Source organism: Aeromonas sp. 603607 (genome assembly GCF_049171595.1).
Taxonomy (GTDB): Bacteria; Pseudomonadota; Gammaproteobacteria; order Enterobacterales; family Aeromonadaceae; genus Aeromonas; species Aeromonas veronii.
In genome coordinates this window covers 38,445-62,181 of record NZ_JAAKOV010000012.1, presented here as the reverse complement: position 1 = coordinate 62,181, position 23,737 = coordinate 38,445, and the positions used below count along the sequence as shown (strand labels likewise).

General features: G+C 55.8%; 24 protein-coding genes. 4 read left to right on the top strand and 20 right to left on the bottom strand.

What is annotated here, in order from left to right; genetic code table 11:
* Positions 1 to 72: 72 nt before the first annotated feature.
* The 5 genes from G5315_RS12710 to G5315_RS12690 form a co-directional block, all read right to left on the bottom strand.
* Positions 73 to 1,275, bottom strand: a complete 1,203-nt coding sequence (locus G5315_RS12710; protein WP_421333139.1) for a sugar transporter — start codon at positions 1,273 to 1,275, stop codon at positions 73 to 75.
* 15 nt (positions 1,276 to 1,290) lie between these two features.
* On the bottom strand, positions 1,291 to 1,941 hold the full coding sequence (locus G5315_RS12705; protein WP_213388796.1) for an ABC transporter ATP-binding protein: 651 nt from the start codon (positions 1,939 to 1,941) through the stop codon (positions 1,291 to 1,293).
* An 11-nt stretch (positions 1,942 to 1,952) separates the two neighbouring features.
* Complete coding sequence (locus G5315_RS12700; RefSeq protein WP_421251452.1) at positions 1,953 to 2,753, bottom strand: ABC transporter permease; 801 nt, start codon at positions 2,751 to 2,753, stop codon at positions 1,953 to 1,955.
* A 63-nt stretch (positions 2,754 to 2,816) separates the two neighbouring features.
* Positions 2,817 to 4,625 (bottom strand): polysaccharide biosynthesis/export family protein, encoded by a 1,809-nt coding sequence (locus G5315_RS12695; protein WP_421333138.1) that lies wholly within the window; start codon positions 4,623 to 4,625, stop codon positions 2,817 to 2,819.
* Positions 4,612 to 4,986: a hypothetical protein gene (locus G5315_RS12690; protein WP_201996467.1), complete on the bottom strand. Its 375-nt coding sequence runs from the start codon at positions 4,984 to 4,986 to the stop codon at positions 4,612 to 4,614. Before G5315_RS12690 ends, G5315_RS12695 begins: the two co-directional genes overlap by 14 nt.
* 1,171 nt (positions 4,987 to 6,157) lie before the next feature.
* Between G5315_RS12690 and G5315_RS12685 the strand changes: the two genes are divergently transcribed.
* The gene (locus G5315_RS12685) at positions 6,158 to 6,682 is read left to right on the top strand and encodes an acyloxyacyl hydrolase (RefSeq protein WP_201996469.1); all 525 of its coding nucleotides are present in this window, start codon (positions 6,158 to 6,160) and stop codon (positions 6,680 to 6,682) included.
* A gap of 171 nt (positions 6,683 to 6,853) precedes the next feature.
* Here the strand turns inward: G5315_RS12685 and G5315_RS12680 are convergent, their stop codons facing one another.
* From G5315_RS12680 to G5315_RS12630, 11 genes are all read right to left on the bottom strand, one after another.
* On the bottom strand, positions 6,854 to 8,350 hold the full coding sequence (locus G5315_RS12680) for a C69 family dipeptidase (protein WP_421333137.1): 1,497 nt from the start codon (positions 8,348 to 8,350) through the stop codon (positions 6,854 to 6,856).
* A 458-nt stretch (positions 8,351 to 8,808) separates the two neighbouring features.
* The gene (gene maiA, locus G5315_RS12675) at positions 8,809 to 9,444 is read right to left on the bottom strand and encodes a maleylacetoacetate isomerase (RefSeq protein ID WP_005361400.1); all 636 of its coding nucleotides are present in this window, start codon (positions 9,442 to 9,444) and stop codon (positions 8,809 to 8,811) included.
* Positions 9,445 to 9,583: 139 nt separating this feature from the next.
* Positions 9,584 to 10,579, bottom strand: a complete 996-nt coding sequence (locus G5315_RS12670) for a fumarylacetoacetate hydrolase family protein (RefSeq protein ID WP_421333136.1) — start codon at positions 10,577 to 10,579, stop codon at positions 9,584 to 9,586.
* A 10-nt stretch (positions 10,580 to 10,589) separates the two neighbouring features.
* The gene (locus tag G5315_RS12665) at positions 10,590 to 11,741 is read right to left on the bottom strand and encodes a homogentisate 1,2-dioxygenase (protein ID WP_421333135.1); all 1,152 of its coding nucleotides are present in this window, start codon (positions 11,739 to 11,741) and stop codon (positions 10,590 to 10,592) included.
* On the bottom strand, positions 11,734 to 12,870 hold the full coding sequence (gene hppD, locus G5315_RS12660) for a 4-hydroxyphenylpyruvate dioxygenase (RefSeq protein ID WP_421333134.1): 1,137 nt from the start codon (positions 12,868 to 12,870) through the stop codon (positions 11,734 to 11,736). The genes G5315_RS12665 and hppD overlap by 8 nt, the downstream gene beginning before the upstream one ends.
* A gap of 224 nt (positions 12,871 to 13,094) precedes the next feature.
* Positions 13,095 to 13,790 carry an HAD family hydrolase gene (locus G5315_RS12655; protein WP_421333133.1) on the bottom strand — a complete coding sequence of 232 codons (696 nt, stop codon included), beginning with the start codon at positions 13,788 to 13,790 and terminating at the stop codon, positions 13,095 to 13,097.
* Positions 13,791 to 13,816: 26 nt separating this feature from the next.
* Positions 13,817 to 14,476, bottom strand: a complete 660-nt coding sequence (locus G5315_RS12650; protein ID WP_421333132.1) for a TIGR01621 family pseudouridine synthase — start codon at positions 14,474 to 14,476, stop codon at positions 13,817 to 13,819.
* A gap of 175 nt (positions 14,477 to 14,651) precedes the next feature.
* Positions 14,652 to 15,344 carry an ABC transporter permease gene (locus G5315_RS12645; RefSeq protein ID WP_005337302.1) on the bottom strand — a complete coding sequence of 231 codons (693 nt, stop codon included), beginning with the start codon at positions 15,342 to 15,344 and terminating at the stop codon, positions 14,652 to 14,654.
* Positions 15,345 to 15,347: 3 nt separating this feature from the next.
* The gene (locus tag G5315_RS12640; protein ID WP_005352911.1) at positions 15,348 to 16,088 is read right to left on the bottom strand and encodes an ABC transporter permease; all 741 of its coding nucleotides are present in this window, start codon (positions 16,086 to 16,088) and stop codon (positions 15,348 to 15,350) included.
* 211 nt (positions 16,089 to 16,299) lie between these two features.
* Positions 16,300 to 17,073, bottom strand: a complete 774-nt coding sequence (locus tag G5315_RS12635) for an ABC transporter substrate-binding protein (protein ID WP_005337307.1) — start codon at positions 17,071 to 17,073, stop codon at positions 16,300 to 16,302.
* Between the two features lie 49 nt (positions 17,074 to 17,122).
* Entirely contained in the window at positions 17,123 to 17,893 is a 771-nt protein-coding gene (locus tag G5315_RS12630; RefSeq protein WP_005344729.1) for an ABC transporter ATP-binding protein, read from the bottom strand.
* 533 nt (positions 17,894 to 18,426) lie between these two features.
* On the opposite strand from G5315_RS12630, the gene G5315_RS12625 reads away from it, so the two are divergent.
* Positions 18,427 to 19,329 (top strand): lysine exporter LysO family protein, encoded by a 903-nt coding sequence (locus G5315_RS12625; RefSeq protein WP_421333171.1) that lies wholly within the window; start codon positions 18,427 to 18,429, stop codon positions 19,327 to 19,329.
* 97 nt (positions 19,330 to 19,426) lie between these two features.
* On the opposite strand, the gene iadA is transcribed toward G5315_RS12625, so the two are convergent.
* Both iadA and G5315_RS12615 read right to left on the bottom strand, forming a co-directional pair.
* Entirely contained in the window at positions 19,427 to 20,557 is a 1,131-nt protein-coding gene (gene iadA / locus G5315_RS12620) for a beta-aspartyl-peptidase (protein ID WP_421324783.1), read from the bottom strand.
* Between the two features lie 66 nt (positions 20,558 to 20,623).
* Positions 20,624 to 21,406, bottom strand: coding sequence for an ABC transporter substrate-binding protein (locus G5315_RS12615; RefSeq protein ID WP_421333131.1), 783 nt, complete (start codon positions 21,404 to 21,406; stop codon positions 20,624 to 20,626).
* A 385-nt stretch (positions 21,407 to 21,791) separates the two neighbouring features.
* Here G5315_RS12615 and G5315_RS12610 point away from each other — a divergent pair, with 385 nt between their 5' ends.
* Positions 21,792 to 22,400, top strand: coding sequence for an ACP phosphodiesterase (locus G5315_RS12610; protein WP_216962089.1), 609 nt, complete (start codon positions 21,792 to 21,794; stop codon positions 22,398 to 22,400).
* A gap of 56 nt (positions 22,401 to 22,456) precedes the next feature.
* Here G5315_RS12610 and G5315_RS12605 read toward each other — a convergent pair whose 3' ends face one another.
* A complete protein-coding gene (locus tag G5315_RS12605) occupies positions 22,457 to 22,840 on the bottom strand; it encodes a DUF2069 domain-containing protein (RefSeq protein ID WP_421333130.1) in 384 nt (127 codons plus the stop codon).
* The gene (gene arsC / locus G5315_RS12600; RefSeq protein ID WP_304520777.1) at positions 22,837 to 23,187 is read right to left on the bottom strand and encodes an arsenate reductase (glutaredoxin); all 351 of its coding nucleotides are present in this window, start codon (positions 23,185 to 23,187) and stop codon (positions 22,837 to 22,839) included. The genes G5315_RS12605 and arsC overlap by 4 nt, the downstream gene beginning before the upstream one ends.
* 60 nt (positions 23,188 to 23,247) lie before the next feature.
* Here arsC and G5315_RS12595 point away from each other — a divergent pair, with 60 nt between their 5' ends.
* A complete protein-coding gene (locus G5315_RS12595; RefSeq protein ID WP_421333129.1) occupies positions 23,248 to 23,730 on the top strand; it encodes a TlpA family protein disulfide reductase in 483 nt (160 codons plus the stop codon).
* Positions 23,731 to 23,737: the final 7 nt, after the last annotated feature.

The window sequence follows — 23,737 nt, the reverse complement described above, 5'->3', positions numbered from 1 at the left end:
GCATTGCACTTTATTTAAAAGACAATTTCATTAATAATGCCATTTATATTTAATAAATTTAAATGATATTTGTCAGTCTTGATGTTCACGAAGCGTGGCCAATCCCATGACAATCAAACCATAGAAGAGGCAAAGCAGTACACCCACGGTTGCAAGGTTATAGAGGCGGCGCGGATATTCGGCATCTTCAGCCAAAGTCGGTTGGGTAATAACCAACAGGTGCTTCAACTTGCGATATGCTTCAACCCTGGCTTGCTCCAGGCTGATAAGACCGGTTTTGTAGAGATCTGCAGCCAAGGTGGCCTGGGTTTGCACATCCAGATAGCCGGCGGTGATTTCATTCATGGCGTCCTTGTCCTGACCGGTCAGCTTGGCACGTTCCTGCTCAAGTTGCCTAGTCAAGGCATCAACCCGGCTCTGTACCGAGACAATGGCGGGAGCGGAATCCTTCATATAGCTGCGCAGTTGTTTCAGCTCGGCCTGTTGGCGCACCAGTTCGCCTTCAATCTGGCTGACCACCCCCAAGCGCGCGCTACTGGTCGACTCTGGGCTGATAAGTTGATGGCTGTTTTGAAAGGCCAGCACCTTGGCTTTTTCATCTTGCAACCGTTGATAAGCCCGATCGACTTCCTTTTCGACAAAGGCAAGTTGATCGAGAGCCACCTGATGCCCTAACTTGTTAATAAAGCGTTCTGACTCTTTAAGCATCAAGGCCACAACCTGTTGGCCATATTGGGGATCAAATGTCTGCAACTCGATGGTAAGTACACCGGACAACTCATCAAGATGTAATCCCAGATGCTGGCGATAGTACTTGATGAAATCCTCTCGACTGACATCATCAGACAAGCGTGAAAAATAATCTGCCGCACCACTTTGATAGTGTGATTTGAGGGCGAGCTCTTTATCCAGCTTGGCTAACATATCCCATGACTTAAGATAATCCTGGATTAACAATACATCTTGATGATTGCTGCCACCAATCCCCAACATTGACAGCGCATCGGGTAACATCTTGATTTGATCAGCTTGCTTGATGATCAACTCGGCACGACTGACATAACGGTCAGATGCCATAAAACCAAAATAGACTGTCGCGATCGCAAAGCAAAGTACCACCCACAAGAAGCTACCTAATTTGAGACTACTTTGCCAAGAACGATGAGCAATCTGATAACCGCTGGAGTCAATAAAAAACTGTTTCGGCTCTTTACTTAACTTGCGCAACTTGCGCACAAAGCGTGAGGACTTTTCTGATTTGATAAGTTGAGTCATGTTGAATTTGGCTTATTATAGATTCTGATAGATACGGATGGCATCGTCGATATTGTCAAATACTTCCAGTCTGCTATTACGCAACAGAATACCCATATCGCACTGCTGACGAAGGTTTTTCATATCGTGCGACACCATGATAAGACTGGCTGTTTCGCGTTTTTGATTAAACACATCAATACATTTCTGTTTAAAGCGCGCATCGCCTACCGAGGTGATCTCATCCGTCAGATAAATATCAAAATCAAAGGCCATACTGACGGCGAAATTGAATTTTGACTTCATACCACTGGAATAGGTTTTGATGGGTAACTCGTAGTGCTGACCGATCTCTGAGAACTCCTTCACCCACTCTTCAACCGTCTTGGTATCCCGTACACCATGAATACGACAGACAAAGCGCGTATTCTCTCGTCCGGTCATACTGCCTTGAAATCCACCACTTAATGCTAACGGCCAGGATACACGGCATTGACGAATAACACGCCCTTCATTAGGCGCATCCATACCCCCCAACAAGCGTAACAAGGTAGATTTACCAGCCCCGTTGACACCTAAAATGCCAATGTTACGATCCCGCGGCAATTCAATACTGACATCCCGTAGTACATAGTTGCGTCCAAATTTTGTCGGATAATACTTGGTTACATTATCAAGAATGATCATATTATTTCACATTAACTGGAAATTAATCGACGATGATTCAAACGATAGCAGCTCATAGCAAATGTCAACAATATCAGTGTCACACTTGAAAAGTATATCCAGCTAACATTTGGACTACTGTAACCAGCAAGCCACCCACTTCTGATCAATTCAACTGCATGCACTAGCGGATTCCATAAAAACCAGTGCTGATACTGGGCAGGAATTGTCATAAGTGGATACATGACACATGAGATGAACATCAACGGCATCATCAACAAACCGAGAAATTTATCGGCCTCTTGAAACAAATTACAAACAACACAAAAAATAATACCAAGTGAAAATGAAAATGCCATCAATAAGAAATAAATGAGTATGACTTGCAACGGGTCATCAGGGATGGCATCAAAACCAAACCACAAAAGTCCCATGACTAAAATGCAGCCGACGATGATTCCAATCATGGTTTCAAGCATGAAGCGAGCAATAAAGGTAGAAAACGGCGTTACCTGTCTATAGCAGAACAAGCCCATATTGGCACTAACTGCTGATTGCAATTTACTGACGACATTTCTAAAAAAAAGAAAAGGTAAATAACTCGCAGTAATAAATAGTGGCGCAGGTGCGCCGCCAAAACCACTCGAACCTCGTAAACCAAAGATCAAACTAAATGCGCTTATCATCAACAATGGGTCTAGCAATGCCCAAGCATAGCCCAGCCGATAATTGCCAAAGCGGGTTTTAAGCTCGCGAATAAGCAGGCCAAATACAACATCTCGCAACACCTGCAGGGATGTGCGCGGCGTTTGATTAAGAATCGGTTTATTCATTAAGTCGCTCTACCGTATAACAGACTCGCCGAGGCGAGTCTGTCTTACGCCGCAATCAGCGGCTTAGTTAATTGCTACGTTAGCAGCCACGGCGATCTGATAGATAATTTGAGTAATATCCTTGACCGATTGCATGGTTTTGCTGTCGACCTTGGGCAACACCAGGATCTGATCACCGGGCTGGACACTCCCCTTATCTTTAAACTCCACCAATCCGTTGGCATGAACCACGGCTATCCGCTGGTCATTCGCACGCTCGGTGAATCCGCCCGCCCAGGCCACATAGTCATCGAGAGTCGCATTGGCGTTATAGACCACAGCCTGTGGCATCAAGACTTCCCCACCGACCTGGATCAGGTCCGTTCTGTTCGGTATGACTATCTGGTCACCCTGTTCCAGCTGAATGTTCGCAACAATTCCCTTGTCTGCGACCACCACCTTGCCAAGAGGCTGGATTTTTCTGGCCTTTTCGACAAAGCGCATCACCAGTTCTGCCTCTTTGGCACGGATCGCCGCTTCACCATCCGAACTGGCGGGAGCAGTAAACACACTGCGTTCCAACCGGTTGAGCGACTCTTCCAACATCTCTTTTTGCCGCGCAGCGACACTCTTGCGCATAAGGTAGATGGATTGGTAATCGGCAAGCTGTGGGTCAATGGGAATATGGTTGAGCAGCTCATGCAGTTTGGTCTGCTTGCGCACTGTAAAATATGAGGGTCCCATATAGCTACCAGCGACCTGCACATCATAAACCTGAGCATGCATGTCATCGTTGAACAAGACTTTGTCACCATCCTTAAGCTGGAGGCTGGCAAAATCCTTGTAAGGTAAATAGATGGAGAATGGACCACTTGGACGGTCACCTATCACCCCGACATGACTCACCTTGGCAAGCGGCAGAGCATAGTTGACCAACTCCGAGCCTAGCGTATTGCGCTGAGTCAATTCGAAACGGAATGGGTTACGCACCTTGCCCGCGACATTTATCATCGGGCCCTGTGGCTCTACCAGGATGACATCCTGATCTTTAAAAGAGAGCTTGGGCATTTTGCCTTGCTGCATGAATTCATACAGATCGATTTTTTGGATGACCTGGTTCTGGCGTAATACCTTAATTTGACGATAGCTGCCGCGCTCCGAGTCTATCCCCCCTGCCCGCTTGAGAAAATAGAGCACACTGTCAGAGGATTGACCCGCATACTGGCCTGGCCGTATTACCGGGCCTGTAACAAACACACTCACGGGAGTTGTTGTCAGCAGGTTGACGTAGATATTGACATTATTCGTAAAAACATCACCAATCCTGCTGGTCACCAGATTATTGACCTGGCTGGCAGGTACATTCTTGACATTTATCGGGCCGACATCAGGAATGAAAATATTGCCTTGATTATCTACCGTCACTACATTGGAAAAATTGACGGCCCCCCAGATCCAGATATTAAGTTTGTCCCCTGGCGCAATCAGATAATTGTCATTCAGGCCATCGCTGCGTTCGGTCTCATAGCCACCGGCAAACAGATTGGCGCCATAAGGAGGAGGTAATCCAACCTCTGCCTGGGGCAGTAATTTACGTACATCTGCCTCACCGGGTAACAACATTCCTTGACGATTCTGTTGAGTAAAACTCCCGGTCGTTGAACTTGTGTTGGCCTGCCCACTCAGTGCTGCTTGACCACCAAGCTGGGGGCCGGTGTTTTCAGCAGCCTTTCCTGAAAGGGTGTAACCAAATGATGATCCATTTGCTTGCGCTAAATCCGGGGCGGCAACGGCCATGGTTGCGCAGGATGTACTGATGAGAAACAGAAGTGTGCTGAGCTGATAAATTTTCATTTTGTTCAAAACATGTGCCTTCATTTTATTGCTCAGCAAGAAGGTTGCTGACAGAGGTCTGTTCCAGTTGAGGTATCAGATACCATTGTTCTTCAGTCTTGCATGCCGCACGTCTTTGCGAATGGCCTTGCATGCTGTTAAACAACAGCTCAACGCACTCAAGACCCAGAGCCGAAACATAGCGTTGCCCCAGGGTATAGGTAACATTGTTTCTACTGAATGCAGCGCCTTGTGGCAGTGTATTCAGCGCCTGCTGCAGGTCAGGAGGCATGGCATACAATTCGGTAGCAACAGACGGGTTGACGAGAGGACGAGACGCTTCTACCTGCTTTGGCTCATATGCACAGCCACCAACTTGTATGGCTAACGATATGGCCAATAACCGGGTTGCAAAATTCATGTGTCAATTTTTCCCATGGAGTCAAGTGTTGATCTGTTAAAACCAGGTCGCCTTATGGTCTGGCAACGCTATTGCCGATCGACTCATTATCTTTCATGACCAAAAAACGAACTGACATGTGGCTGTTCATCCCCAGCCCTGCAACTGCAAAAGCGGGTTTTGAGTTCCTCATCAACAGACAATCTGCCGAGACTGCGAAGCGATGCCAGGCAGTCTGAACAAGAGCAGTTTGCTCAAAAAATTACCATTTACAGCACACATTTCAGAATGTTCTGAGTGAATCGAGCAAGGCACGATATATGATGGATCTCAGACAGAACAGCAATAGTCTCATCAGGAGTAGGCATGAGCCCTAAAATGAGCAATGCGGCTCAATTGCTGTAAAGATGTAGCGATGTTGATGCGAAACACTGTTTTTTTGCCATAGCTACCGCACGGCAACGACATCTTCCCGGACAAAAAACAGACAAAATGGATGTAAAACTAAAACAGGAGGGAAAATAACGAGGACTGCCAGCTCAAAAAGCAGACAGAAATTGATTGCAATGTAAGCACCCATCCCGTGCATGAGAACGTCACAATGTGACGTATATCATACTTATTCTCATTTTTTTCGAATGCTATCAATAAGCCACAATTGGGTCAACACTCAAAAAACTCACCTGCATTCTTCACACGACAAGGAGGGACACAAGACTCTGTTTTTAAAAGATTTACGCTCAAAGCAGCATTGGTAATAAATGTATTCGTACGGTGTAAATATTTTTGACGACAAGCAAGATTAATTTAGAAATTTCTTAATTATCCCTCGCCCCTCCAAAAAGAAATTAATTTTTTGTGAGTTACATCCATTGAACTTTCAATCAAAATATGGTTGGCAATACTTTATTCGAGTTCGGCAACCTCTCTGATATCCCCATCAATCCACTCAGCCATTGCCTGAAAAGTGACCACCATTAACATCACACATAACAAACTGTTCAAATAACGTTCAGCCAGACTCCGTTTTTCCCCCGTTATTGAGAACATAAAAGCGATAGACCATTTATTCGCCAACATGGTTTTTTTTAGTTTTTCTGGCCGTGATTGACAGGGTTATTGCCTGTTGACTATGCCTGATATGTGTCCGATTGAATCGGCACCACAGGGTCTCAACGACATTGGAGGGGGCATGGACGCTAACACTCTATCAAGGATTGGCCTGCTGGTTTCACTGTTCACCAGCGCAGGGGCCGTGGCCAATGACAATATTCTTGCCCTGCAGCTGGGCAAGGCGTTCAGCAATGAAAAGCTCGACATCAAGATCGCCGATGCCAAGTTTCACCACATGTTCTGGCGCTGGGGAGACTCGGCCTGTCAATTTGGATTGGGAGTGCGTGGCGGTACCCTCAAGGTAGAAGATGAAGAGACAGCAAGACTGGGAGGCGGTGCCCGTATCGAATGCCAATGGGGTAACTGGGTGACCTGGATCCCCGGCGAAATGGTCTGGCTCGATCAGTATCAATTTGGCACCCGCGGCCACGGCTACAAGGATTACGGCGGTCCCTTGCAGTTCGCTCTGGGTATCGGCCTCGGTTACGCCATCACCAAGAATTGGCTGATCGGCTATCAGTATGAGCACATGTCCAACGCCTATATGTATGACAAGAACCCGGGGCTGGACAGCCATACCCTCCATATCGAGTACCGTTTTTAGCCAGACAGACTTCGTCGTGCTCATCTGAACACACTCTGCAAAAAAGCCTTCACTCCCGTGAAGGCTTTTCGTTATGTCGTCTTCTGATAACAAAGGTGACAGTGAGAAGATCACCATACTCAAGACATGGATGACGACACGCTCTGCCGCCTTACCACATCATGGGGGCAATCAGTCCTTTTTCGCCTTGTTGGCGAAGAAGATATCGGCCTGAATATCCTGGGTGCGCACCGTGAAGATCTGGTTGGTGAGATCTTCGGTCAGCGTTTCCGCCTCCTTCATCACCCGCAGATTGAAGTCGTTGAGCATGCTGTTAGCGGCGGCCTTGTCGGTTTTGACCGTTTTCAGGTAGCTGGCTTCCATCTCTTTCTGCTCTTTGGCAATCTTCGCCTCCCAGCTCTGGTACGCCTGCTTCACTATGGGGGCCAATTTGGGGTAATCGGTCATCACCAGGGTCTGCAGCTTGCGATATTTCCAGTAGATGGAGTCGCTGTCGGCCTTGTCGCTACCCATGGCATAGTGGGCCGGATAGGCTTCCAGACTGCTGTAGTAGGGAACGAAGGCGGTCAAGTCCGCCATGCCGAGGCCCACATAGGTCACCTCCCCCACCTCACGCGGCATCCAGGGGCGTACCTGCATCACGTGGGACTCGTAGGTGCGGAACACACTGACAGGGCGCCACGGCTCCTGACCGTTCAACCCCTTGCTGTAGGGATCGTGCTCGGTGCCGTCATAGTGATTGCGCAGCACCGCCTTGACCTCCTCCAGCGTCATCTTCTTCTCGGGGGCGAGGGTGACCGGGAACTGACGACCGGCATCCACCGCCTGCTTGAGCGAGGGGTTGAACATCTGCTGGATGGTCCAGACCCGCGGATCGTTATAGGTGCGGTCCCGCTCGTCATCACGGGTATAGGCTTTCGAGAAGTTGAACGCCCCATCCTTTTGCGGATGGTAGAGCCCCTTCTCGGTGGCAAATTCGATCAGATTTTTCGATCCCATCATATCGGCACTGGCGGGATCGTACTGCTGCAGGCGGCCCTGATTGCCGGTGGCAAAGTAGTGATTTTTCGGCAGACGCTGCGCCATCCAGTGATGGCCGGTGGCAGTCTCCAGATACCAGAGCTCGTTATCATCCACCACGGCGACACCAAATCCCTCTCCCGCGCCTATGGTCTCGATGATGTTGCCAAGCAACGAGATCGCCTCGCGGGCCGATGTGGACCGGGAGAGCAACACATCGGGAATGTCATCCTCGGTGATCCCCTTATCTTCCACATAGGGGTCAAAGGCGAGCGCTTCGGGTGAGGCAAAAATGGACTCGGTGCCGCTCACCCCGACTCCCTTCTCGTTGAACCCGGTGGCGCCATGCAGCTGGGTCTTCCAGTTCGGTACCGTGGTATAGCGCAGGGAGTTTTTCGGCAAGGGGTAGCTGAAATCATTGGCGCCATTGTGAGCCTTGGAGCTGTGCATACCGCTCTGCCCCTGCTTGGCCGGATGGATCACGAAATGCTGGGCTTTCAGGGCATCGCTGTCGGCGCTGCGGGCCACCATCATGGAGCCATCGGCGCTGGCTTCACTACCGACCAGCAAGGTGGTACAGGCGAACGCCGACGAGAAGAGAGCAAGGTTGATGGAGAGTGCGACGACGCACTTTTTGAAGGAATACATGAGATCTCCTTGTTGCACAGAGTGGTTGCAAATAAGCGGTGGCGCGCCAGTCAACCTGCCGCTGTCACAAGGGATCTGCGCGGTGACACGGGCCGGACAGTGCGGGCCATCAAACCGTAAACACGAAAAAGAGCAGTGCGAATAAACCATGGAAACCAAGGAGGTAGCCAAGGCCCCCTGATAGGCGACCTGTACGCATTTCTGCTTTCCACTGTTCCGCTGGCGTGGCGATACTAGGCCCAATCAACTGACTTGAGTGTGACTAACAGCCCAAAACACCAACAATAAAGACTCAATCGATGCAAAATGTTGATAAGTGTGACAAGTGCAGGATCCTTGGCGACATTCAGCCGTCAACACAAGGCACGCAAGGCGCATACAGAAGGGAAATAAAGAGATGAGGAGATATAACGCGCGGGATGGCGTGCTGACGCCATCCCGCGATTCAAGTCAGTAGGTCACTGCGCGTCCGGCTGGTTGGCGGGGGCGGCCTTGATAAAGGCTTGCAACTGTTCGCAGTTGGCGACGATGCGGCGGATGGTGGGGTAATCGTCCAGGGTCATGTCGTAGCGGCGGGCGTTGTAGACCTGAGGCACCAGCATGCAGTCGGCCAGGGTGACTTCGTTGCCGACACAGTAGACACCGGCGGTGGTCATCAACAGCTGTTCGAGGGCGGTGAAGGTCTCGTCAATCCAGTGGCGATACCAGCGGGCCTCCTGCTCGTTGTTGGCCCTGAAGTGCTCTTCCAGATAGTTGAGCACCCGCAGATTGTTGAGCGGGTGGATATCGCAGGCGATCATATTGACGATCTGGCGCACTCGGGCCCGCGCGTCGGGGGAAGAGGGCATCAGGGAGTAGGCGGGATAGGTCTCGTCAAGGTACTCCATGATGGCGACCGACTGACCGATCTGCACATCGCCATCCACCAGAAACGGCACCAGCCCTTGCGGATTGATCCGGCGATAGGCCTTCTCGCTCTGCTCGCCTTGCCGCAAATTGATGGGATGCTGCTCGTAGGCGAGCCCCTTGAGCTGCAACACGATCCGTACCCGAAAACTTGCCGACGAACGCCAATAGCCAAACAACTGCAACATAATCTGTCCCTGCATCTTATCTGGGCCCGAAGCCCGGCAGGTGCTCGCCACCTGCCTCCTTGTGTATCCGGCACCGGTTGAGGGCTCTTCGTGATCCGGACATATCCCGAATATCCTTGCCGCCAACCGGCGCTGGCCATCAACCTCCCTGACCGCTCGCTGGCACCACCTGTTGAGAGATAGTGCCAAACAGGTTTTGGCCAGAGCGATCTTCCATCGCGATCGACACTCTATCACCAAACTGCAAATAGGGGGTTATAGCTTGATCACAATCAAGAATTTCCAGCATGCGCCGCTCGGCGATGCAGGATGAACCGGTGCTGCGATCGTAGTTGGAGACAGTACCCGAGCCGATGATGCAACCGGCACCAAGGGGACGGGTCTTGGCCGCATGGGCAATCAGCTCGAAGAAGTTGAAGGTCATGTCCACCCCGGCTTCGGGCGCACCGAACAGCGCACCATTGAGGTGAGTCAGAAGCGGCAGATGGACCTTGCCATCGCGCCAGTCATCGCCCAGCTCATCTGGGGTGATGGCCACCGGCGAGAAGGCGCTCGACGGCTTGGACTGAAAGAAACCAAAGCCCTTGGCGAGCTCCCCCGGAATGAGGTTGCGCAGGCTCACATCGTTGACCAGCATCAGCAATTTGATGTGGCTGGCAGCCCCCTGCGGGCTTACCCCCATCGGCACGTCGTTGGTGATGATGGCCACTTCCGACTCGAAATCGATCCCCCACTCCTCGGAGCCCATGACAATCGGCCCACGGGGGGCGAGGAAGCTGTCGGAGCCCCCCTGATACATCAGCGGATCGTGCCAGAAGCTCTCGGGCATCTCGGCGCCGCGCGCCTTGCGCACCAGCTCCACATGGTTGACATAGGCACTGCCATCGGCCCACTGATAGGCGCGCGGCAGCGGAGAGAGGCAAGACGCTTCGTCAAAGACGAACGCGTCTGCCGTTCGGCCCTCGTTAAGCTGCTGATAGACAGCCTCAAGCCTGGGGGCAACCTCGGCCCACTCGTCGAGGGCGGCCTGCAAAGTCGGGGCAATCTCGCTCACCCGTACCGCACGGCTCAGATCCCGGCTCACCACCACCAAAGCGCCATCGCGCTTGCCATTGTTCAATGTTGCCAATTTCATAAGCGATTCCTTATTTGCCGGCAGCAGCGTCCGGGCGCTGCCAGCTGGAGACATACCGGGTGTTCTCGATCCCTTCGCACAGACTGCCAACGTTCAGCGCATCGCGGGTGTCGAGCATCACCGCCACCTCGTCGGTGAACTTCTTGGCATAGGCCTGCCCCGCCGCAAACGCCTTGGGATGGGGGCCGTGGGTGAAGCCGGCAGGGTGGAAGGTGACCATGCCCCGCTCGATATTGTCCCGGCTGAAGAAGTCCCCGGCGTGGTAAAAGAGCACTTCGTCGTAATCGTCATTGCTGTGATAGAAGGGCACCTTGAGGGCGCCGGGATCGCTCTCGATGGGGCGCGGTACGAAGGTACAGATGACAAAGCGGCTCGCCACAAAGGTCGAATGAGCCGATGGCGGCAGATGGTAGCGGTGGCTCATCAGCGGGCGGATATCCCGCCAGTTGAGGCGCACCACGCACAAGTCGCCGTGCCACCCTTGTGCATCCAGCGGGTTGAAGGGCCAGGTGATGACCGACACCTGATCGTGGCGCTTCACCTGCAGAGACCAGGGATTCTCATCCTGCTGGGCCAAAAAGCGCTCGTTGATGGCGGGCACATCCAGCGCCGCCGGGTCGAAGATGGCGTGATTGCCCACCAGCCCCTTGTCCGGTAGCTGATAGCTGTCGTTGGTCGCCTCGATCATCAGGATGAACATGGGTGCGCTGGGTTCGATGCGCCACATGGTGCCACGGGGGATCACCACATAGTCGCCGTCCCGCAGAGTCAGATGGCCGTAATCGCAGAAGAACTCGCCGCCCCCCTCGTGAATAAAGAGCAGCTCGTCACCGTCGGCGTTGCGCACCAGAAACGGCATCGCCTCGGAGAGCCGCCAGATGCGATAGCGGCAGTGGGGGTTGCTGAGAATGTCGGGGGCCACCCAGGGGGAGAGGGAACTCACCTCTTCCTGCAGGGCATTGAGGTCAAACAGCCGTGGCCGCAGCGGCCCCTCCCAACTGCTCCAGTCGGTAGGGGCATGCTTGTGGTGCATGTGGGTGGCGGGGCCGAAAAAGCCGCTGCGCCCCAGTTCGCGCTCATAGATGGCCTGCTCCGGCAGGTCGGCATGGGCTTGCCGGGAGTGGGCCCCCTCCCGATGGGGGAAGTTAATCCAGTTACGCATCGCTCGCTCCCTCTTTGCGGGCACCCTTCTCATCCTCGGCGCCACCCAGCACGCCGCGGCGGATCTGGTCCAGCTCTATCGATTCAAACAGCGCCTTGAAATTGCCCTCACCAAACCCTTCGTTGCCCTTGCGCTGGATGATCTCGAAGAAGACCGGCCCTATCACGGTATCGGTGAAGATCTGCAGCAAGATGCCATCCTTGGTGGGGGAGCCGTCGATGAGGATGCGCAGCTCTTTGAGGGCCGCCAGATCCTCCTGATGCCCCTCGACCCGACTGTTCACCTTCTCGTAGTAGGTATCCGGGGTCGGCATAAAGCCGGTACCGCGGCTGCGCAGGGTGCGGATGGTGTGGTAGATATCGCTGGAGGCCATGGCGATGTGCTGGATCCCCTCCCCCTTGTACTGACGCAGGTACTCCTCAATCTGGGACTTGTCATCCGCCGACTCGTTGATGGGGATACGGATCTTGCCGCAGGGGGCGGTCATGGCACGGGAGTGCAGCCCGGTCAGCTTGCCCTCGATATCGAAGTAGCGAATTTCGCGGAAGTTGCCGATCCGCTCGTAGAAATTGGACCAGACATCCATATTGCCGCGATGGACGTTGTGGGTCAGGTGATCGATCTCCATAAGACCGGCATCCACCTCCGCCATCCGGGCCTGCCAGTCGGGGTAGAAGACAAAATCCACGTCATAAATGGAGCCTTTGTCGCCGTAGCGGTCGACAAAGGAGAGCGTGCTCTCGCCGATACCGTAGATGGCGGGAATATTGAGCTCCATCGGGCCAATCTTGCCGACAAAGGGCTTGGCCCCCTTGGCGATGGCGAACTGCTGGGCCTTGCCCGCATCACTTACCCGAAACGCCATGCCGCAAACGCTCGGCCCATGCAGGCTGGCAAACTGCTCCGCTTGGGAGTGAGGCTCGGCATTGACCACGAAGTTGATATCCCCCTGCCGGTAGAGCCAGCACTGCTTGTGTTTGTGCCTGGCGACCTCGGCAAACCCGAGCGAAACGAACAGGCTCTTGAGGGCAGCAATCCCTTTGGCATCGGGGGCTGTGTACTCGACAAACTCGAAACCGTCTGTGCCTAACGGATTGATGGTATGGGTGGCGGAAGAGGTGGCATTCATCGGGCGCTCCTTGCTCTTGATTCGGTTAAAACGGATTGCAGCACCCAGCGGCGCGGCAAGTGTTAACAACTTGTTTCATTAGAAGCAGGGCGTAGCAGGAAGAGAAGAGGCGGGTTGCAGATAGTTTTTCGCAGCTGGCAGCAAAGGATGTAAATGAATTGTGACATTTAAGCCACAGCCTTGCGGATCAAACGGTGACGACCCGCATGGCTGTCAGCTTTGCATTACAGTTGCCAGTTTTTGACCAGCAGATGGGGCAAGCAGGCCCGGGCTTTTTGCAGTCGCGTGGGCGTTGGATTGATCAGCCACGCCTCTTTCCCCAACCCCAGCAGTGGCAGATCGTGCAGGCTGTCGCTAAGCGCCAGCTCGACATCGAGGGCGCAGATCTCCGGCAGCAGCTTGTGCTGGCCGTGGCAATAGAAGCGCGGCATCAGGCCGCCAAAACGGTAGTGCATCTGCGAGCCAATGAGCCGGTGGGGCAACTGGCCGGGCAGTTGCTGATAGAGCTGGGCGCGCACCAGCGCGCAGGGACTGGCGGAGATCACCCAGCAGCACGCCCCCTCGCGTTGCAGCAGCTCGCGAGCCTGACGAAACAGTCCCGGCCTGGTGCGGCAATAGGCGCGCACCAGCTTGCGCCAGTCCAAAGGGGAAAGCCCCAGCGTGATGGCCCACCAGATAAGGGAGATACCGCGCCGCCGCTGGCTGGGTAGCAGCTGACTTGGCAACAAATAGACCAACCCACCCAGAGCAATCACTGGCAACAGCAGCAGCGGCCAGAACCGGCGGCGCAGGATATAGCACAGCAGACCGGCGTGGCTGTCGCCTGGAGCCAGGGTGTCGTCAAAGTCGGCCAGGATCCAGCGCGGAGTGCTCCCGTCAGAGGCATTGGATGCATCACGCTCTTTTGCTGAATGGATCATGGCGTCAGGCTCTCGGCGCATAAACATTAGGGCACAAGGGCTGCGATGGCTGCCGTGAGTTCGGGAGTGACAAATTCACTCCCCACATCGGGCGGGCAGACAAAGTCGAACGGCTCGCCCGCCAGGGTAAAACTCAGTCGCCAGGCATGCAGATAGCCACGAGCGGCTGACGTGCCGCCATAGCGCTCATCCCCGAGAATGGGGGCGCCGATACTTTTGAGGGCAACCCGGATTTGGTGGGTCTTGCCGGTCTGGGGCTTGATGCGATAGAGCCGCAGCCCCTCGCGCACCGACACCGAATCAAACCAGCTGATGGCGGGATTATCCAGCGTGCGCGCCAGCATCCAGCTGCCGCCGCGCCCCTTTTGCATATCCCCTTTCACCCAGCCCTGCTTCTTCTTGGGTTTGCGATCGGAGAGCGCCAGATACTGCTTGCTCACCTCACGGGCCGCAAAAGCCATGCTCAGCTCACGGTTAGCCTCTGTGGTGCGAGCCAGCAGCACCAGCCCGGAGGTCATCTTGTCGAGCCGGTGTACCGGATAGAGGGTGAGCCCGGTATCGGCCTTCACGCGATTGACCAGCCCCGGATTGACCGCCTCCCCGTCGCCCTTCTCGTCATGCATGCCGATGCCGGGCTGCTTGTCGATAACCAGGAAAGCGGGATGCTCAAACAATATCCGGTACATAAAACCTCGGGAACTGGGGAATAAGGCTCACAGCCAGCGGCTGGCGGCGCTCGGGAGTGCTGCATTCTCCCTGCTCGTCCGCCATTTGGCAAACCGGGCGGCAGACGATGAAGATAAAAAATGGCCCCGCCTGCAACAGGCGGGGCCATTTTCGCTCATCTTGGCAGCTCAACCCTTACACATTGCGCGGGCGCAGGTGGGCGTGCCAGCGCGCTTCCCACTTCTTGAACAGCCAGACGATGACAAAGGTGAGCAGCATATAGAGCAGCCCTGCGGTCAAAAACGCCTCGAACGGACTGTAGTAGCGAGAGTTGATGATCCGCGCCGCGCCGGTCAGATCGACGATGGTGATGATGCCCGCCACCGCCGAGCCTTGCAGCATGAAGATCACCTCGTTGCTGTAAGCCGGCAGTGCCCGACGAAACGAGTTGGGCAAAATGATCCGGGTCAGGGTCTGCCAGCGGGTCATGCCAAAGGCGTTGGCAGCCTCAATCTGGCCGCGCGGCATATTGTGTACCGCCCCGCGCACGATCTCGGCGGTATAAGCGGCGGTATTGAGGGTGAAGGCCAGCAGAGCGCAGAACCAGGCTTCGGAGAAGAGCGACCAGGCGGCACTGTTCTTCAGCCACTCCCACTGGGCGGCGCCGTAGTAGATGATAAAGAGCTGCACCAGCAGCGGGGTGCCGCGAAAGAAGTAGATATAGGCCCAGATTGGCCCCTTGATCAGCCAGTTGCGGCTATTGCGCAAGATGCCCATGGGCACCGCCAGCATCAACCCAAGGATCAGAGAGAGGGCCACCAGCCAGACGGTGGTATAGAGCCCCTCCCAGTAGGTGGGCCACTCTTTGAGAATGATTGAGAAATCCATGGCTTACCTCGTCTTGATGGCATAGTGACGCTCGGCCCACTTGAGCGCCGAGGTGGAGACTGCAGTGAAGATCAGGAAGATCAGCGCCACCGCCATGTAGAAGGTGAAGGGTTGCTGGGTCGAGCCCGCCGCCAACGAGGCTTTGCGCACCATGTCATCAAGGCCGATGATGGAGACCAGCGCGGTGGTTTTCAGCAGCACCAGCCAGTTGTTGCCAAACCCGGGCAGCGCGTGGCGCATCATCTGGGGGAAGAGGATCCGCACAAACACCTGGGTTGCCCGCATGCCAAAGGCCCGTGCTGCCTCCAGTTCGCCTTTGTCCACTGCCAGAATGGCGCCGCGAAAGGTCTCGGTCATGTAGGCGCCGAAGATAAAGCCGATGGTCGCGACACCGGCCACAAAGGGGCTGATGTCGATATAGTCCGGCAGCAGGGAGACCCACTCCTGATTGGGATTACTCTCCAGTAACCAGCTGTTGTAAGTCTCGTTGACCCAGGTGCAGATACCGTTGATCAGCACCTGACCGCCAAAGAAGAGCAGCATCATCAGCACCAGATCGGGGATGCCGCGAATGATGGTGGTGTAGCCGGTGGCGATGGCCCGGGCCCACTTGTAGGGAGAGAGTTTGGCCAGCGCCCCCAGCATCCCCAGCAGCAACGCCAGCAGCAGGGAGGCCAGCGCCACTTCCAGGGTGACCCAGGCGCCCTCCAGCAGCGAGGCTTCGTATCCTTTCAAATCAAACATATGCAGCTCCATCGCCACTGAATCTTCACGCACCTGCTAACCAGAAGGCTCCATAGCAGTCCGAATGAAATATGTGCAGCTCCATTGCAATCAATGCGGGCCCGTAAACTCCCTCAGGGAGGTGACGGGCCCGATGACTACTGACGGGATCAACCTGTCGTTACTTGCCGTAGACGTCTTTGGACTTACTCGCCGTAAACGTCTCTTTGTTTTACTCTCCGTAAACGTCGAACTCGAAGTACTTGTCGTTGATTTCCTTGTACTTGCCGTTGGCACGCAGCGCCAGAATGGCGGCATTGAATTTCTCTTTCAGATCCTTGTCAGCCTTGCGCACCGCAATACCGGCACCCTCGCCAAACCACTTGGGATCGGTCAGTTTCGGGCCGACGAATTCGAAGGCATCACCGCCCTCTTTCTTCAGCAGACCGTCGGTGATGGCGGCAGAGTCGGCCAGCACATAGTCCACACGACCGGATTTCAGATCGAGATAAGCTTCATCGGCGGTGCCGTAACGCTTGATGGTGGCATTGGGGAAGTTGTCGGTAATAAAGGTATCCATGGAGGTTGCACGCTGCACCGCGACGGACTTGCCTTCCATAAAGGCTTTGTCGAGCTGCACATCAGTGCCCTTCTTGGCGGCAAAGCGGGCCGGAATGTGCTGGTACTTCTGGGTGAAGTCCACCTTCTTCTTGCGCTCTTCGGTGATGTCCATGGTGGCGATGATGGCGTCAAACTTGCGCGACAACAGCGCCGGAATGATGCCGTCCCAGTCCTGCTTGACCAGGGTGCACTTCACTTTCATCTCTTCGCACAGGGCGTTGGCGATGTCGATATCAAAACCTTTCACCTCGCCACTGGGCTCGGTCCAGGAGAAGGGGGGATAGGCACCCTCAACCCCGATCCGGACCTCTTTCCACTCCTTGGCCATCAGGCTACCGGACGCGAGGGCAGTAACTACGGCTGTCGCCAGCATCAGCTTGTTCATGTATCTCTCCTTGATAAAACAGTTGATTGGGTAACCAGGCATCCCGCCATCAGTAGATGGAGGAGATGAATTGCTTGAACCGCTCGGATTTGGGATGGGCGAAAATCTCCTTGGGGTTGCCCTCCTCTTCCACCCGCCCCTGATGCAGAAACATCACCTTGTTCGATACATCCCGGGCAAAAGACATCTCGTGGGTTACCACCAGCATGGTGCGCCCCTCTTCGGCCAGCTCGCGCATCAGGCCGAGCACCTCCCCCACCAGCTCGGGATCCAGTGCCGAGGTGGGTTCATCAAACAGCATCACCTCGGGATCCACCGCCAGCGCACGGGCAATAGCGGCCCGCTGCTGCTGACCACCGGAGAGGTGGCCGGGATAGTAGTCACGCCGCTCCCACAACCCCACCCGGTTGAGCAGGAGTTCCGCTTTGGCCATCGCTTCGGCGCGAGGGACCTTGAGCACCTGGATCGGCACTTCGATGATGTTCTGCATGATGGTCATGTGTGACCAGAGATTGAAGCTTTGAAACACCATGGCCAGTCGGCTGCGGATCCGCTCCACCTGACGCATATCCTCGGGCAACCGCTCGCCGGCGCGGCTGGTTTTCATCCGGATCAACTCGCCATGGAGCGAGACGGTGCCGGATGAGGGGGTTTCGAGCAGATTGATACAGCGAAGAAAGGTCGACTTCCCCGAGCCGGAGGAGCCGATAAGGGAGATCACATCCCCCTTGTGGGCGGTCATGTCGATGCCCTTGAGCACTTCGTGGGTGCCAAAATATTTGTGCAGATCACGTACTTCCAGTGCGGCAACGTCGCTCATCCATTACAACCTTGTCTGTCCCTAGACGCCGCAGGGGCGTGACTCAACCATCGTCCATTTAACAAAAAGTTAACCGATGGCAACCTTCAGCGAAAATATCACCCGGATAGTGAAAAAACAATACAGAACGAGGGTCTTCAGAGGATTCGCTCTATTTTTATTCGCTCCTTGCGTATTTTTCAGCACTTTGTTTGCATAAACAGCCGTTTCAATGGCTGTTTCGATACCGCCTTTTTATACCCCAATCATATCAGTGGCAAGAGAAAAGCGTGATGTGTGCCAAACCGGCACCAAAATGGCTTTATGCAGACCCTTGCAGAGCGAAATATCAGACCCCAAGATCGGATCAACTTGATTTTATTGGTGCACTCGGGCTCGCACAGAACCTTATCAAACAGAGAGGTTGTGGCAAAAAAGTAACAATTAGCCCCAAAAAGGGCTGTTTTTGACCATGAAAGCGAGAGATATGTGACACAGAGCCAATAAGTAATGATAAGGTGGTGTTTTTATCAGTTTTTGTGATCGAGGCCTCGATGCTGCTCAATGTGTTGCTGATCCTGTTGCCACTGGCAATCGGCTATCTGATTCCCCTCTCCTCTGCCCGGCTGATCAAGCTGGTCAACCAGAGTCTGGGCAAGATGGTCTACCTCATTCTGTTTCTGATGGGGCTCGGGCTTGCCTATGTGGAGAACCTGGGCAGCAATCTGGCGGTGATCTTCAAGGTCGCCGGGGTGATGCTGACCGCGATCACGCTCTGCAACCTGTTGGCCCTCTGGTGGCTCGACAAGCGCACGCCGCCGACCCACGAGGCGAACGATGCAAAGATGCCGGGCAAGCTACACCTGCTGTGGGAATCCCTGCAGCTCTGCTTTGTGGTGCTCGGCGGTGTGCTGCTCGGGCTGCTGGTGGATCTGCGCGCACTGCCCATCGACAAGTGGAGCGAGTGGGCCCTGATGCTGCTGCTGTTTCTCATCGGGGTGCAGATGCGCAACTCCGGCATGCGGCTGCGCCAGATCCTGCTCAACCCCTGGGGGATGAAAATCGCCGCCACCGTCATCCTCAGCAGCTGGCTTGGCAGCCTGCTGGCGGCCCAATTGCTGGGCATGCCCTTTGCCCATGGTCTGGCGATGAGCTCGAGCTTCGGCTGGTATTCGCTCTCCGGCATTCTGGTGGCCGACAAACTGGGGCCGGTGCTCGGTTCTGCTGCCTTTATCAACGATCTTGGGCGCGAGCTTATCGCCATTCTGATCATCCCGGTGCTGATGCGCCATCACCCCTCTGCCGCCATTGGCTATGGCGGCGCCACGGCGCTTGACTTCACCCTGCCGGTCATCCAGAAATCAGGGGGCATTCAGGTGGTGCCGGTGGCCATTGTCTCCGGCTTTATCCTGAGCCTGCTCGGCCCCATCCTGATCCTCGGGTTTCTGGCGATCTAAGCCTGATTTCCACATTGCAGATAAAAAAGCCCGACCTTGTTGTCGGGCTTTTGCTGTTTGAAGCAACCACGCACTGGCTGCGATATTGCTCGCAGCCTTATTCGCGCCACAGGCCGCCACTCATCACCCTTTCGATAGCAAACGTCCGGTCGTGCACCAGCAGCAGATCCGCATCCTGCCCGACCCCGATACGGCCCTTGCTGCAGAGCCCCAGCGCCTGCGCCGGATTGCTTGTCACCACGGCCAACGCCCTCTCCAGCGAGACACCGAGCCGGGTCGCGCGCACGCACTGCTGCCACAGGCTGGCAATCTGGCCACAGCGCATTTCGATTAGCCGCCCTTCGCCATCAAAGCGCGGCAGGCTGGCGTTGGCATCCGAACTGAAGGTGATGCGATCGGCAGGCACATTGGCGGCCAGCAGCTCGACGAGCGCATCGGCGGCAAGCCGCTCGCCATCCTCCAGCAGATCGGGAAAGCTCGAGGTGGTGAGGTCGACCCAACCTCCCGCCTTGCCCCACTCGATGGCCTCGGCAAAGAGCCAGGGGTTGCGGTTGCAGTGGGTGGGATAGAGCTGGCGCAGCGGAATGTCGGTCTCATCGCGCAGGGCCCGCAGGGGGGCCAATGCCCCCTTGCCATCCCCGACATGAAAGAAGCTGACCCCGCTCTTGCCCGCAAGCAGCCCGGCCACTCGCGCCTCGCTGGCAAGCCTGGCCAGCTCATCGTGGGTCGGCGCACTGGATCTGTGGTCGCTGATGGCCACCTCCCCCACCCCCAATACCTCGGGGATCAGGATGATGTCCGACTCCACCGTACCGGTCAGAGTTTTGACAGGCAGATGGTAGGAGCCGGTATACATAAAGGCGCTCACCCCGGCGGCGCGAAACTCGCGCACCTTGCCGAGCACCTGCGCGGGGGAGCGGGTCAGGCTATCGGTGCCGAGCGCCGCCACCAGGGTAGTGACACCGGCCATAAGCGCCTCGCTCGCCGCGAGTTCAGGGGTGCGAAAAGCAAAGCCCCCCTCACCACCGCCCCCCGTGATATGGGCCAGCGGATCCACCAGCCCGGGCACCAGATAGCGGCCACGACCATCGACCCGATGCAGCGGCCAGTCGGCGGGCACCGTCAACCCCTTGCCCATCCAGGCGATACGGCCATCGGCCACCAGCAGATCCTGCTGGCCAAGGTGGGTGGGGCTGAAGATCTCGGCTCCCTCGATCAGGGTCAGCATGGCGATCCTCCTTGCACGATTGTCGCTTGCCCAATGAAAAGAGAGGGAGCAAGCTCCCTCCCCCCGTCAACCACCATATATATCGTACTTGAAGTACTTCTGGTTGATCTGCTGATAGGTGCCATTGGCACGCAGGGCCTTGATCGCCTCGTCCAGCTTGCCCTTGAGCTCCTTATCGCTCTTGCGCACGGCGATCCCCATGCCATTACCAAACCACTGGCGATCGGTCAGGGTGGGCCCCACATAGTCGAACTTGTCGCCCCCCTCTTTGCCAAGCAGCCCCTGCTCGATGGCAGAGGCATCGGCCAGCAGGGCCAGCACCCGACCCGCTTTCAGATCGAGATAGGCCTCATCGGCATTGCCGTAGCGGACTATGGTGACATTCGAGCCAAAATTGTCGGTCAGGTACTTGTCGTGGGTGGTGGCACGCTGCACCCCGATGCGCTTGCCCGCCATGCCTTCCGGGGTCAGCGTCAGCTCGGTCCCCTTGGCCGCCACAAAGCGATTGGGAATATGGGCATATTTCTCGGTGAAGTCGACCTTCTGGCGCCGCTCGTCGGTGATCGACATGGCGGCTATGATGGCGTCGTATTTGCGCGACAGCAGGGCCGGGATCATGCCGTCCCAATCCTGCGCCACCAGCTCGCACTTGACCGCCATCTGCTTACAAAGGGCGTTGGCGAGATCGATATCAAACCCCTTGATCTCGCCCGACGCATCGGTCCAGGAGAAGGGCGGGTAGGCCCCCTCCACCCCGAAACGCACGGTTTTCCACTCCTTGGCCATGGCGGGGGTGGCCAGCAGGCTGGCAACAAACAGGGCTGAGAGGGTCAGTCTGATCTTCATCATGTGTACTCCATTACATAAAAAGCGCACAAGCGCGGACAATGCACCGCAGGCGAATGCATGCGATGACCAAAAGCGGCAAAATCTGGATGAGCGAGATCACGCCCGAGCGGGCGTCAGTGAACTGCTCCAGAGGTTCGATCTATTCGTCGAACCACTCGGAGAGATAGAAAGGCTTGAAGTAGAAGGCCAGAAAAAAGCCTCTGGCTTTGCGCATCATGGTGGTTTGTCGCGTCCTGTGACAAAGATGGAATCACCTTAGCACGCCCGAATTTTGCCCGGCAAGAGGCAGCCGCCAGGCAGTAGCAAAATCCCGACATGGTCAAGGCGGGCGGGATCCGTTAGGCTCGAAGCACCTTGCCATCCCATAACAGACCCACAGCGACCGATGAATTTTCTGGCCCATCTCCATCTGGCTGCCCACACCCGAAGCTCCCTCACCGGCAATCTGCTCGGCGATTTCGTCAAAGGCACGCTGCCCACGGGGCTTGCCGCCCACTTCGATGAGGGGATCTGGCTGCACCGCAAAATTGATGCCTTCACCGACAGCCACCCCGAGCACAAGGCGGCCGTCGCCTGTTTCGAGGCTCCCTGGCGCCGCTTTGGCGGCATAGTGGTGGATATGATCTACGACCACTGGCTGAGCCAGCACTGGGAGCTGGTCAGTACCGAACCCCTGCCCCGCTTCCTGCAACGCAGTTATGACCAGCTATTGGCCGATCACCCACGCCTGCCGGACGGACTGCCACTCCCCCTCAAACGGATGGCCGAGCAGAACTGGCTCGCCTCCTACCGCCACAGGGAGGGGCTGGGGCAAGCGCTGAATGGCATCGGTCGCCGACTGCGCCGCCCGGTACCACTGGGAGAGGCGCTGCAACTCCTCGATGAATCGCAGTGGCAAACATGCGAGGCGGGATTTCTGCGCTTCTATCCCGCGCTGATGGACTTTAGCCAGCAGCAGCTGGCCCAATATCGGGCAGCCCAAGGGGCACAGTGATCCCTCTGGATAGAGCTGCTTCCCCATAAAAAACGCCCCTTGCGGGGCGTTTGTCATCAGTTGGCTTCGTCTTTCTTTTTGCGAATGCTTAAGCCAAGTTCGCGACCACGCAGTCGGGCGTAATAGATGGTGCCGATAAAGGCGAGAGTGGTGAAGACCAGCTCCACCACCGCCAGCCACCGCTCCCCCTCATCCGTAGTGATCAGGGTGAGGGCGTGGAGGAAATAGGGCATCAACACGAAGTTGCCCCAGGCGTGGGTGTAGGGGTTGCCCTGCACTATCCCCTTGAGGGGGAAGAGCAGCGGCACCGTCCAGATCACCGGCAGCAGCCAGGGGTTGAGGTCCGGATGGGGTGATAGCCACAGATGCCAGAGGATGACCCAGCCCAGCAGACCAAAGAAGCCGACCAGAGTCAGCAGACGGGCAAAGCGGGTGCTCACTTGAGGATCTCCAGCACCTGCTCCGGCGGCCGACCAATGCGGGCCTGACCATTCTTGATGACAATGGGGCGCTCGATCAGCTTGGGATGCTGGTGCATGGCGCTAATAAGGGCATCACTGCTGACATCGGCCAATCCCAGCTCCTTGTAGAGATCCTCCTTGGTGCGCATCAGCTGGCGCGGATCGTTAAAGCCGAGCAGAGAGAGCAGGTTGCGGATCTCATCTTCGCTCGGGGCCTGCTCCAGATAGAGCACCACATCAGGGGCGATCCCGTGCTGTTCCAGCAGAGCCAGGGTTTCGCGACTCTTGGAGCAGCGCGGATTGTGGTAGATTTGGGTCTCGCTCATGGTAACTCCCTGATTAATCGCAAGATGGGACTAGAAACGGCGCTATTGTAGGGGAAAGTGATGGTCAGGGTAAGCGGCAGTGGAAAGGAATTGAAACGAATTTGTTGGCTGATTGTGGCTGGCCTGCTGGGCGCATGCACACCTGCCCCCGAATTTACCGATGCAACAGGGCAGTCGGTCAGCCTGCGCCACTTTGCCGGCAAGCCGCTGCTGGTCAACTACTTCGCCCCCTGGTGTGCCCCCTGCCTGCGGGAGATGCCGCGCCTCAACGCACTGGCGGCAGAAGGCCAGATCACCGTGGTGGCCATCAACTACGACCCGACCACCCCAGCAGAGCTGAACAAGCTGGCTGCGCAGTATCACATCAAGGTGCCGCTCCTTATTGCCAATGAAGATGCCAGGCTTCCCTTCCCTCGCCCAAGCGGCCTGCCCACCAGCTATCTGCTTGATAGCGAGGGCAAGCTCAAGCAAACGCTGGTCGGCGAGCTCGACCAGCAGCAGATCGAGATGCTCAAGGCGACCGCCAGCAGCATGAGTCACTAGCCCATCG